At 57.3% G+C, this 12327-nt stretch carries 12 protein-coding genes; 10 read left to right on the plus strand and 2 right to left on the minus strand.

Annotation, left to right across the window (positions count from 1 at the left end):
• Positions 1-33 precede the first annotated feature (33 nt).
• Entirely contained in the window at positions 34-516 is a 483-nt protein-coding gene (locus RT120_RS16660; protein ID WP_165461882.1) for a zinc ribbon-containing protein, read from the minus strand.
• 228 nt (positions 517-744) lie between these two features.
• On the opposite strand from RT120_RS16660, the gene leuS reads away from it, so the two are divergent.
• The 4 genes from leuS to nadD are packed head-to-tail and all read left to right on the plus strand — an operon-like array spanning position 745 to position 5603.
• A complete protein-coding gene (gene leuS, locus RT120_RS16665) occupies positions 745-3327 on the plus strand; it encodes a leucine--tRNA ligase (RefSeq protein WP_312984333.1) in 2583 nt (860 codons plus the stop codon).
• Between the two features lie 14 nt (positions 3328-3341).
• Positions 3342-3932, plus strand: coding sequence for an LPS assembly lipoprotein LptE (gene lptE, locus RT120_RS16670; protein ID WP_312984318.1), 591 nt, complete (start codon positions 3342-3344; stop codon positions 3930-3932).
• Positions 3932-4963, plus strand: a complete 1032-nt coding sequence (holA, locus tag RT120_RS16675; protein ID WP_312984320.1) for a DNA polymerase III subunit delta — start codon at positions 3932-3934, stop codon at positions 4961-4963. Before lptE ends, holA begins: the two co-directional genes overlap by 1 nt.
• Complete coding sequence (nadD, locus tag RT120_RS16680; protein ID WP_312984322.1) at positions 4956-5603, plus strand: nicotinate-nucleotide adenylyltransferase; 648 nt, start codon at positions 4956-4958, stop codon at positions 5601-5603. Before holA ends, nadD begins: the two co-directional genes overlap by 8 nt.
• Here nadD and cobD read toward each other — a convergent pair.
• Positions 5575-6660 carry a threonine-phosphate decarboxylase CobD gene (gene cobD, locus RT120_RS16685; protein ID WP_312984324.1) on the minus strand — a complete coding sequence of 362 codons (1086 nt, stop codon included), beginning with the start codon at positions 6658-6660 and terminating at the stop codon, positions 5575-5577. The genes nadD and cobD overlap by 29 nt on opposite strands.
• Positions 6661-6756: 96 nt before the next feature.
• Between cobD and RT120_RS16690 the strand changes: the two genes are divergently transcribed.
• The 6 genes from RT120_RS16690 to rlpA all read left to right on the plus strand — a co-directional run.
• Positions 6757-7359 carry an adenosylcobalamin/alpha-ribazole phosphatase gene (locus tag RT120_RS16690; RefSeq protein ID WP_312984326.1) on the plus strand — a complete coding sequence of 201 codons (603 nt, stop codon included), beginning with the start codon at positions 6757-6759 and terminating at the stop codon, positions 7357-7359.
• A 257-nt stretch (positions 7360-7616) separates the two neighbouring features.
• Positions 7617-7934, plus strand: coding sequence for a ribosome silencing factor (gene rsfS / locus RT120_RS16695; protein ID WP_161659723.1), 318 nt, complete (start codon positions 7617-7619; stop codon positions 7932-7934).
• A 3-nt stretch (positions 7935-7937) separates the two neighbouring features.
• On the plus strand, positions 7938-8405 hold the full coding sequence (rlmH, locus tag RT120_RS16700; protein ID WP_312984327.1) for a 23S rRNA (pseudouridine(1915)-N(3))-methyltransferase RlmH: 468 nt from the start codon (positions 7938-7940) through the stop codon (positions 8403-8405).
• A 26-nt stretch (positions 8406-8431) separates the two neighbouring features.
• A complete protein-coding gene (gene mrdA / locus RT120_RS16705) occupies positions 8432-10330 on the plus strand; it encodes a peptidoglycan DD-transpeptidase MrdA (protein WP_312984328.1) in 1899 nt (632 codons plus the stop codon).
• Positions 10330-11442: a peptidoglycan glycosyltransferase MrdB gene (gene mrdB, locus RT120_RS16710; RefSeq protein ID WP_183170957.1), complete on the plus strand. Its 1113-nt coding sequence runs from the start codon at positions 10330-10332 to the stop codon at positions 11440-11442. Before mrdA ends, mrdB begins: the two co-directional genes overlap by 1 nt.
• 10 nt (positions 11443-11452) lie before the next feature.
• Positions 11453-12327: endolytic peptidoglycan transglycosylase RlpA (rlpA, locus tag RT120_RS16715; RefSeq protein ID WP_312984329.1), on the plus strand; the 875-nt coding region annotated here is incomplete at its 3' end.

A 12327-nucleotide genomic window follows, 5' to 3' on the forward strand; every position in this document is an offset into this window, starting at 1 on the left:
AGGAGCAGCCCGGCTGCTCCTTTTTATTCTTGATTACGGCTCAAACGGCCTGCGCTGGAACTGATCGTGACCGCACTTCGGGCACAGCGGCAGCGCTTCCGGGGTGTAAAACGCCAGATGGTGATGGCATTTCTCGCAGACCAGATTGCCAAGCCCCACCACTTCCCCGCTGTGATAAACGCCGTGATGGTTTAAATCCTGGAACACTTCGCGCCATTCCAACTGGGTCTTGTCGGTAATGTCCGCCAGCTCCTGCCAGATACTCTCTTTAATCACCCGCATAAACACGCTGTCGGTGAACTCTTCCTGGCTTTCGCCGTAACTGCGGGCAAACTCCTCCAGATCGCGCCGTACCGCGCGCGTTACCTCTTCAGCTTCTGTGCGGGTGAGCTCGCCGGTTTGCGCCATTTGCTGGCGCGCGCTGGCGACCAGCGCATCGATATCCCGCTCACCGTTGCGTAAACGTTCGGTTAATGTCGCCACCAGTTCACGATAAAATTGAGCAACCTTGTTCATCTCAGCACTTCTCCTGGTCGGGTAACGTCTTCTAATAATAGACGTTAATCCCGGCTGGCTATGTTAGCCGACGCACATCGCGGGTAAAGGAATGCAAAGGTTGGGGGCGACAGGGAAACCAATCAAAGGCTGTTTTGCCGCAGTCGAATCGGCTATGCTATGCCGATCTTAATCACACTCATACATGCTACAGACGTAGCGGCAATGAAAACAGGACCACTGGCTGCCATGCAAGAGCAATATCGCCCGGAAGAGATTGAATCCCACGTACAGCATCACTGGGAAGAGAAGCGCACATTCGAAGTGACTGAAGACGAGAGCAAAGAGAAGTATTACTGCCTGTCGATGCTTCCCTATCCTTCTGGTCGACTACACATGGGTCACGTCCGTAACTACACCATCGGCGATGTGATTGCCCGCTACCAGCGCATGCTGGGCAAAAACGTGCTTCAGCCGATCGGCTGGGATGCGTTCGGTCTGCCTGCTGAAGGGGCGGCGGTAAAAAACAACACCGCACCTGCGCCGTGGACCTACGACAACATCAATTACATGAAGAACCAGCTCAAAATGCTGGGCTTTGGTTACGACTGGAGCCGCGAGCTGGCGACCTGCACCCCGGAATACTACCGCTGGGAGCAGAAGTTCTTTACCGAGCTGTATAAAAAAGGCCTGGTGTACAAGAAAACCTCTGCGGTGAACTGGTGCCCGAACGACCAGACCGTACTGGCGAATGAGCAGGTTATCGACGGCTGCTGCTGGCGCTGCGACACCAAAGTTGAGCGTAAAGAAATCCCGCAGTGGTTTATCAAAATCACCGCCTACGCTGACGAGCTGCTGAGCGATCTGGATAAACTGGACCAGTGGCCGGATACCGTTAAGACCATGCAGCGCAACTGGATTGGCCGCTCCGAAGGCGTGGAAATCACCTTCGACGTGGAAAACCGCGCCGACAAACTGACGGTATACACTACCCGCCCGGACACCTTTATGGGCGTCACCTATCTGGCCGTCGCCGCAGGCCATCCGCTGGCGCAGGCTGCCGCAGCCACCAACCCGGCGCTGGGCGATTTCATCGCAGAATGCCGTAACACCAAAGTTGCTGAAGCCGACATGGCGACGATGGAGAAAAAAGGCATGGCGACCGGCTTTAACGCCGTTCATCCGCTGACTGGCGAAGCCGTGCCGGTATGGGTCGCAAACTTCGTGCTGATGGAATACGGCACCGGCGCCGTGATGGCTGTTCCGGGCCATGACCAGCGCGACTGGGAATTCGCCACCAAATACGGCCTGGCGATCAAACCGGTTATCCTGGCGCAGGACGGCTCCGAGCCGGATCTGTCACAGCAGGCATTAACTGAAAAAGGCGTGCTGTTTAACTCCGGCGAGTTCGACGGCCTGCCGTTTGAAGCCGCCTTTAACGCCATTGCCGACAAGCTGGCCACCACAGGCGTCGGCGAGCGTAAAATCAACTACCGTCTGCGCGACTGGGGCGTTTCCCGTCAGCGTTACTGGGGCGCGCCCATCCCGATGGTGACCCTGGAAGACGGCACCGTGATGCCCACCCCGGAAGATCAACTGCCGGTTATTCTGCCGGAAGATGTGGTAATGGACGGCATCACCAGCCCGATCAAAGCCGACCCTGAGTGGGCGAAAACCACGGTTAACGGTCAGCCTGCGCTGCGTGAAACCGACACTTTCGACACCTTTATGGAATCTTCCTGGTACTACGCGCGCTACACCTGCCCGCAGTACGACAAAGGCATGCTCGATTCTGACGCCGCCAACTACTGGCTGCCGGTGGATATTTATATCGGCGGTATCGAACACGCCATCATGCACCTGCTGTACTTCCGCTTCTTCCACAAACTGATGCGCGATGCGGGCATGGTGAACTCCAACGAACCGGCTAAACAGCTGCTTTGCCAGGGCATGGTGCTGGCGGACGCGTTCTATTACGTGGGCACCAGCGGCGAGCGCAACTGGGTATCTCCGGTAGACGCCATCGTTGAGCGTGACGATAAAGGCCGTATTGTTAAAGCCACCGACGCAGCGGGCCACGAACTGGTCTATGCTGGCATGAGCAAAATGTCGAAGTCGAAAAACAACGGCATCGACCCGCAGGTGATGGTAGAGCGTTACGGTGCGGATACCGTGCGTCTGTTTATGATGTTCGCCTCACCGGCTGACATGACGCTGGAGTGGCAGGAATCCGGCGTTGAAGGGGCAAACCGCTTCCTGAAGCGCGTCTGGAGACTGGTCTTTGAGCATACCGCGCAGGGCGCTGTCGCCGCGCTGGACGTTGCTGCGCTGACTGAAGATCAAAAAGCGCTGCGTCGCGATATTCACAAAACCATCGCGAAAGTCACCGATGATATCGGCCGTCGCCAGACCTTCAACACCGCAATTGCCGCTATCATGGAACTGATGAACAAGCTGGTGAAAGCGGCGCAGGAAACCGAGCAGGACCGCGCATTAATGCGTGAAGCCCTGCTGGCCGTGGTGCGTATGCTGTATCCGTTCACGCCGCACGTCTGCTTTACGCTGTGGCAGGAACTGAACGGCGAAGGCGACATCGATAATGCCCCGTGGCCGCAGGCGGATGAAAGCGCCATGGTGGAAGATTCTCGTCTGGTGGTGGTGCAGGTGAACGGTAAAGTACGCGGTAAAATTACCGTTCCGGCGGACGCGACTGAAGAGCTGGTGCGTGAGCGCGCGGGTCAGGAACATCTGGTCGCTAAGTACCTTGAAGGCGTAACTGTACGTAAAGTGATTTATGTACCGGGTAAACTGCTTAACCTGGTTGTTGGCTAAGCACAGGAGGAAGCGTGCGATATCTCATCACTCTGATAGTGAGCCTGGCGGTGCTGGTGACCGCCGGATGTGGCTGGCACTTGCGCAGTACCACCCAGGTACCCAAGCAAATGCATACGCTGATCCTGGATTCAGGTGACCCGTATGGCCCATTAAGCCGCGCGGTGCGTAAGCAATTGCGTCTGAACGGCGTTGAAATCGTTGAGCCAAGTAAAGTGCGTAAAGACATTCCGTCTCTGCGTCTTGGCGGTGCGTTGATATCTCAGGATACCGCGTCGGTATTCCAGGATGGCCGTACGGCGGAGTATCAGATGGTGATGACGGTCAATGCTACCGTGCTGATCCCAGGCCACGATATTTACCCTATCAGCACCAAAGTGTTCCGCTCGTTCTTCGACAACCCGCTGACCGCGCTGGCGAAAGATGCCGAACAGGACATCATTATCCAGGAAATGTACGACCGCGCGGCGGAACAGTTAATCCGTAAGCTGATGTCGGTGCAGGTGAAAGATCTGGAAGCCACCCAATCTGAACCGCCGACTACCCAGCAAAGTAGCCCGACGACCTCGTCAGGCCGCGTTTCCACCACGCTTTCCGCTCAGTAATGGTCAGAGTTTGGCCTGAACAACTCCGCGCGCAGCTCAAAGAAGGGCTGCGCGCGGCGTATCTGCTGACCGGAAACGATCCGCTGTTGCTCCAGGAAAGCCAGGACGCGATCCGTCAGACAGCGCAGGAGCACGGGTTCGACGAGCACCACACCCGCCAGATTGACGCGCAAACCGACTGGGATGAAATTTTCTCGATCACCCGCGCGTTAAGCCTGTTCGCCAGCCGCCAGACGCTACTGCTGATCCTTCCCGAAAACGGCCCCAACGCGGCGATTAACGATAAGTTAGCCGAGCTGGTCAACCTGCTGCACGACGATCTGCTGCTGGTGGTGCGGGCGGTGAAACTTACTAAAGCCCAGGAAAACGCTGCCTGGTGTACCGCGTTGTCCAGCCGGGGCGTAATGGTTAACTGCCAGACCCCGGAACAGGCACAATTGCCCCGCTGGGTGGCTAACCGGGCAAAAAGCCGTCAGTTATCGCTTGATGACGCGGCCAGCCAGTTACTGTGTTACTGCTACGAAGGGAACCTGCTGGCGCTGGCCCAGGCGCTGGATCGGCTGGCACTGCTGTGGCCCGACGGCAAGCTCACCCTGCCCCGCGTAGAACAGGCGGTTAACGACGCGGCGCATTTCACCCCGTTCCACTGGGTCGATGCCCTGCTGGCCGGGAAAAGCAAACGCGCGCTGCACATCCTGCAACAGTTGCGGCTGGAAGGCAGTGAGCCGGTGATCCTGCTGCGTACCGTCCAGCGCGAACTGCTGCTGATGGTCACCCTTAAACGCCAGTCTCACAGTACGCCGCTGCGCAATTTGTTCGATCAACACCGGGTCTGGCAAAACCGCCGCACGCTGTTGACCGATGCGCTAAACCGGCTGAGTGAAGATCAACTGCGCCAGGCGGTCAGCCTGTTAGCGCAGATTGAGTTAACGCTGAAACAGGATTATGGCCAGTCGGTATGGCAGGAGTTGGAAGGTTTGTCGCTGCTGGTGTGCCATAAAGCCTTGCCGGATGTGTTTATCCATGGCTAAGCCGCTGCTGGCGTATTACGGCGGGACGTTCGATCCCATTCACTTTGGGCATATCAAACCGGTGGAGGCGCTCGCCCGACAGGTGGGTTTGCAAAACGTGGTGATCATTCCAAACAACGTGCCGCCCCATCGGCCTCAGCCCGAGGCCAGCAGCGCCCAACGCAAAGCGATGATTGATGCAGCGATCCAGGGCAACGCGCTGTTTGAACTGGATGACCGGGAATTGCAACGCGCTATGCCTTCCTGGACGGCTGATACCATGGAAGCCTTACGTGCTGAACAGGGCGCCGCGCAGCCGCTGGGGTTTATCATCGGCCAGGACTCATTGCTGGCGTTTCAAACCTGGCATCGCTATGCCGATATCCTCGCCTGCTGCCATCTGCTGGTGTGCCGCCGACCAGGTTATCCCCTCGCCATGCCCGATGCCGAACAACAGCGCTGGCTGGAACAGCATCTGGCCACCGATCCCGCCGAACTTCACGCTCAACCGGCCGGGAAAATTTTCTTCGCCGACACGCCGCTGTTAGCGATTTCGGCCACCGAAATCCGCCAGCGTCTGGAAAACGGTCAGCCCTGTGACGATCTGGTCCCCGCTCCGGTGATGGATTACATTACGCGCCACGGTTTGTATCGCGACTGATATCGGTGAATGCAGTAATCAGCGCCTCGTTGTCTGCACGGCTTTTCACTGCCACCCGAAAATAACGCTTATCCAACCCCGGATAGTTGGCGCAACTGCGGATCAAAATTCGCTGCGCCAGCAAACCACGTTGTAAATCCTTATCGCCGTCGTACCTGAAAAACAGATAGTTCGCCTCCCCTTGCCACACGGTTATCTCCGGCAGCGCATTTAGCGCCTGCAATAAAAAGGGCCGCTCCGTTTCCAGCCACTGGAACGTCGCCTGCTGGTACGCTTCGTCATTAAGCACGATTTCTCCCGCCAGCGCCGCGAAGGCGTTAATGGTCCAGGGCTCGCGACCGGCGCGTAACGCCGCAACACGTTGTTCGTCGCTGTTAATTACGTAGCCAAGCCGCAGGCCGGGAATAGCATAAAACTTCGTCAGGGAGCGCAAAACCCACAGATGCGGATTCTCAGCAAGCCAGCCGGTGCAGCCAGCGGCGTTTGGCATAAAGTCGATAAACGCCTCATCGACCACCAGCGTTATGCCGAGTTCTGCACAGCGGGAAACGATCGCCTGCATTAAGCGGCGATCCGGCATTAATCCGGTGGGATTGTTCGGCGTGCAGAGGATCAGGCAATCAAGATCGGCTGTGAGCGCCGCCACCAGGCGGTCATCCGGCTGCCAGCCATCGGCTTCGGTTAACGGATAATCGCTGATCCGGCACCCTACCCGGCTTAACGCCCGGCGATACTCGGCGAAACCCGGCGTCAGCAGCAGTGCGTGGCGAGGCGCGAGATGGGCCAGCAGCTGGAATATCAACTCCGTTTCGCCATTGCCTGCCATTAGCCAGCGCTGCGGGACCTGATGATGTTTCGCCAGCGCCTGGTGCAGCGCCACATAGTCCGGGTCTGGATAGCGCTGCGCTAATTCAAGATTTTCCCTAAGAGCGCGCTTAAGGGTGGCAGGCATCCCAAGCGGATTGATATTGGCGCTGAAATCAATCAACGTCTCGGGATTCACCCCCGCCAGCGCTGCCGCTTCGCGAATATTGCCGCCGTGATTGCTGGTAAACATGTCGCCTCCGTCAACGTAAAACGCCATCTTACCCCAAAGCCGGCGTCTGGCTGCGACTGATGGTAGACTCAATAACGGTGACTCAAGGAGCAATGCATGAAACTGTGGCTGGTAAGACATGGACAAACCGAGGCGAACGTCGCCGGGTTGTACAGCGGACGTAGTGAAACCGCACTCACTGAGCAGGGCATTCGTCAGGCGACAGAAGTCGGGCAAATGCTTCAGGCCGTGCCCTTTGATCGGGTTGTGAGCAGCGCGCTGGGCCGGGCGCAGCATACCGCCCATCTGGTGCTGGAAGGCCGCGACCGCGCTATTGAAACCAATCCGCTGCTCAACGAAATGCATTTTGGTGATTGGGAAATGCGTCATCACCTCGATTTACAGCGCGAAGATTCTGTCACTTATGCCGCCTGGTGCCGGGACTGGCAAAACACCGTTCCCACCAATGGCGAAGGATTTCATAATTTTTCACAGCGGATAATGGCGCTTTCCCGCGACTTACGCGCTATGCCGCAGGAAAACATTCTGGTGGTCAGCCATCAGGGCGTACTAAGCCTGCTTATCGCCACGCTGATGAGCATGCCGCCGCCATCGCTGTGGCACTTCATGATCGAGCAAGGTAGCTGGAGCATGGTGGAAATCCAGCAGGATTTTGTCACGTTGCGCACCCTGAACAACCGGGCGGCGGCGGTTATCTAACGGGCTGACGGCGGTTGAATTTCTTTTGGCGAGCCGTTGCATATTGACACGATATATAAGGCTGATATCCTCCGCTGCCAGACTTTCTCCCGCCGATGGCCATTTTCTAAATTGTTTTACAAAAATGGCGATGCAAACTCATGTCAGCGGTGGGATGATAGCCCACTTCATACAGCAGGCGCTTCGCCGCTGTTATCTCATTGAGTTTGATGCGCTCCCGGCGGCATCATCAGCGTTCATATTCCCAGGGGGAACACTTGCAGGGTAAAGCACTCCAGGATTTTGTTATTGATAAAATCGACGACCTGAAAGGTCAGGATATCGTTGCTATCGACGTTCAGGGTAAATCCAGCATCACGGATTGCATGATCATCTGTACCGGTACCTCTACGCGTCACGTGATGTCCATCGCCGACCACGTGTTGAGCGAGTCCCGCCATGCAGGCTTAATGCCGCTCGGCGTTGAAGGCCAGAGCGCGGCAGACTGGATCGTTGTCGACCTGGGTGATGTGATTGTGCATGTCATGCAGGAAGAGAGCCGTCGTCTGTACGAACTCGAAAAGCTCTGGAGCTAGGGCGTGAAGCTGCAACTGGTCGCCGTTGGCACCAAAATGCCCGACTGGGTGCAAACCGGGTTTATTGAATACCTGCGCCGCTTTCCTAAAGATATGCCGTTCGAACTCATCGAAATTCCGGCCGGAAAGCGGGGCAAAAACGCCGACATCAAACGCATCCTCGATAAAGAGGGCGAACTGATGTTGGCCGCAGCAGGCAAAAATCGCATTGTCACGCTCGATATTCCAGGCCGTCCGTGGGATACCCCGCAGCTTGCCAATGAACTGGAACGCTGGAAGCTGGATGGTCGAGACGTGAGTCTGCTTATTGGTGGCCCGGAAGGGTTATCCCCAGCCTGTAAAGCCGCTGCCGAACAGAGCTGGTCGCTCTCTGCGCTGACGCTGCCGCACCCGCTGGTGCGTGTTCTGGTCGCAGAAAGCCTTTATCGGGCGTGGAGTATTACTACCAACCACCCTTACCATCGTGAGTAAACGCTACCAGGTAGATTAAGCAGCGGATGAAATTACAGAATTCTTTTCGCGACTATTCGGCTGAGTCCGCGCTTTTTGTGCGTCGGGCTCTGGTCGCCTTTTTAGGGATTTTACTGCTTACCGGCATACTGATCGCGAATCTCTATAATTTGCAGATCCTGCGCTTCACCGATTACCAGACGCGCTCCAACGAAAACCGTATCAAGCTGGTCCCGATCCCGCCGAGTCGCGGCATTATTTACGATCGCAACGGCATCCCGCTGGCTCTTAACCGCACCATCTATCAAATCGAGATGATGCCGGAAAAAGTCGATAACGTGCAGCAGACGCTGGACGCGCTGCGTGGCGTGGTCGACCTGACGGACGACGATATCGCGGCGTTTAAAAAAGAGCGCTCCCGCTCCCATCGCTTTACCTCCATCCCGGTGAAAACCAACCTGACAGAAGTGCAGGTGGCGCGTTTCGCCGTGAACCAGTACCGTTTTCCCGGCGTAGAAGTGAAGGGCTATAAACGCCGCTATTACCCTTATGGCTCCGCCCTGACCCACGTCATTGGCTATGTGTCAAAAATCAACGACAAAGACGTAGAACGGCTCGATAAAGACAGTAAGCTGGCAAACTACGCCGCGACCCATGATATCGGCAAGCTCGGCATTGAACGTTTTTACGAAGATGTGCTGCACGGGCAGACCGGTTATGAAGAGGTTGAAGTTAACAACCGTGGCCGGGTGATCCGCCAGTTGAAAGAAGTGCCGCCGCAGGCCGGGCATGACATCCATCTGACTATCGATTTACAGTTGCAGGCCTATATCGAAACCCTGTTGCAGGGCAGCCGCGCGGCGGTAGTGGTGACCGATCCGCGCACCGGCGGCGTGCTGGCGATGGTATCCACCCCCAGCTATAACCCTAACCTGTTCGTCGACGGCATCTCCAGCAAGGATTATTCGGCGCTGCTCAACGACCCGAATACCCCGCTGGTTAACCGCGCGACCCAGGGGATTTACCCGCCGGCGTCCACGGTAAAACCTTATGTCGCCGTATCGGCGCTGAGTTCCGGCGTTATCACCCGCAATACCACGCTGTTCGACCCCGGCTGGTGGCAACTGCCCGGCTCGGAAAAACGCTACCGCGACTGGAAAAAATGGGGCCACGGCCGCCTGAACATCACCAAGTCGCTGGAAGAATCGGCGGATACTTTCTTCTATCAGGTCGCCTATGATATGGGCATCGACCGGCTCTCCGAATGGATGAGCAAATTCGGCTACGGCCATTACACCGGCATCGACCTGTCTGAAGAGCGCTCCGGGAACATGCCAACCCGTGAATGGAAGCTGAAGCGCTTTAAGAAGCCCTGGTATCAGGGCGACACGATCCCGGTAGGCATCGGCCAGGGCTACTGGACTTCTACGCCGCTGCAAATGAACAAAGCAATGATGATCCTGATTAACGACGGCATCGTCAAAGTGCCTCATCTGTTGATGAGCACCACCATCGACGGTAAACAGCAGCCCTGGGTGCAACCGGAGCAGCCGCCGGTGGGCGATATCCACTCGGGTTACTGGGAAATCGCCAAAGACGGGATGTACGGCGTGGCGAACCGGGCCAACGGCACGGGCCATAAATACTTTGCCAGCGCGCCGTATAAAATCGCCGCGAAATCGGGTACTGCACAGGTTTTCGGCCTGAAAGCCAACGAAACCTATAACGCCCACCGCATCGCTGAGCGCCTGCGCGATCACAAATTGATGACCGCGTTCGCCCCTTACGATAAGCCGCAGGTCGCGGTCGCCATGATCCTTGAGAACGGCGGCGCTGGCCCGGCGGTAGGGACCATCATGCGCCAGATCCTCGACCATATCATGCTTGGGGATAACAACACCGAACTGCCCGCTGAAAATCCGGCCGTGGCCGCGGCGGAGGACTAATGACCGATAATCCGAATAAAAAAACCATCTGGGATAAAATCCATCTCGATCCCACTTTTATGCTGATCATTCTGGCGCTGTTGACTTACAGCGCCCTGGTTATCTGGAGCGCCAGCGGCCAGGACCTGGACATGACCGAACGTAAAATCGGCCAGATCCTGATGGGCCTGGTGGTGATGGTGGTGATGGCACAAATCCCCCCACGTGTGTACGAGGGCTGGGCGCCCTATCTGTACATTGTGTGTATCATTTTGCTGGTGGCGGTGGATGCCTTCGGCGCCATCTCCAAAGGGGCGCAGCGCTGGCTGGATTTAGGCGTGGTGCGTTTCCAGCCGTCGGAAATCGCTAAAATCGCGGTGCCGCTGATGGTGGCGCGCTTTATCAACCGCGACGTCTGCCCGCCCAGCCTGAAGAATACCGGCATTGCGCTGGTGCTGATCTTTATGCCGACGCTGCTGGTGGCGGCGCAGCCGGACCTCGGCACGTCGATTCTGGTGGCGCTTTCCGGCCTGTTCGTGCTGTTTTTATCCGGCCTGAGCTGGCGGCTGATTTTGATCGCCGTCCTGCTGGTGGCGGCATTTATCCCGATTTTGTGGTTTTTCCTGATGCATGATTACCAGCGTCAGCGCGTCATGATGCTGCTCGACCCGGAATCCGATCCTCTCGGCGCGGGCTATCATATTATTCAGTCTAAAATTGCTATTGGGTCAGGCGGTTTACGCGGCAAAGGCTGGCTGCACGGCACCCAGTCGCAGCTGGAGTTTTTGCCCGAGCGCCATACCGACTTTATCTTCGCCGTGCTGGCGGAAGAGCTGGGGCTGGTGGGCGTGCTGATCCTGCTGGCGCTGTATATTTTGCTGATCATGCGCGGGCTGTGGATAGCGGCTCGGGCGCAAACCACCTTTGGCCGGGTCATGGCGGGCGGTTTGATGTTGATTTTATTCGTTTATGTGTTTGTGAATATTGGTATGGTAAGTGGTATTTTGCCCGTGGTTGGGGTGCCGCTGCCGCTGGTAAGTTATGGGGGCTCGGCGTTGATCGTACTGATGGCCGGGTTTGGTATCGTGATGTCGATACATACCCACCGAAAAATGCTGTCTAAAAGCGTATAAGGGGAACGCAATGCGTAAGCAGTGGCTTGGAGTCTGTGTCGCAGCAGGATTGCTGGCGGCCTGTAGTTCAAATGATGACGGCCAGGCACCAACCACAGTGGCTCCACAGCCTGCTGTGTGTAATGGTCCGGTGGTGGAAATCAGCGGTGCGGAACCGCGTTATGAGTCGCTGAACCCTTCAGTAAACCAGGATTATGAGCGCGACGGCAAAAGCTACAAAATCGTTCAGGACGCTTCGCGTTTCAGCCAGGCCGGGCTTGCCGCTATTTATGACGCCGAGCCGGGTAGCAACCTGACGGTGTCGGGCGAAGCCTTCGATCCGAATCAACTGACCGCCGCGCATCCGACGCTGCCAATCCCGAGCTATGCGCGCGTTACCAACCTGGCGAACGGCCGGATGATTGTGGTGCGGATTAACGATCGTGGCCCGTATGGCAATGACCGGATAATCTCGCTGTCCCGCGCCTCTGCCGACCGCCTGAACACCTCGAACAACACCAAAGTCCGCGTCGACCCGATTATCGTTGCCCCGGATGGCTCCCTGTCCGGGCCGGGCATGGCGTGTACCACCGTTGCGAAACAGACCTATGCCCTGCCGGCGCGTCCCGACCTGAATTCCGGGATGGGCAGCGCGTCGTCAGTGCCGCAGGCTGAACCTGCCGGTGATGTGCGCGCCATCAGTAATGATACCCTACAAAGCGAAGACACCACCGGTGCGCCGGTGCGCAGCAGCGGGTTTTTAGGCGCGCCAACGACGCTGAACAGCGGCGTGATCGAAAGCGACACCCCGGCTCCGGCCCCGGTTGCCGCACCGGTATCCGCCCCTGTTACCGCGCCGCAAACTGCGCCCTCAGCCGCGCCCGCTCCGGTCACAGCGCCCGGCTC

The sequence above is a fragment of the Atlantibacter sp. genome (assembly GCF_032062175.1).
Taxonomy (GTDB): Bacteria; Pseudomonadota; Gammaproteobacteria; order Enterobacterales; family Enterobacteriaceae; genus Atlantibacter.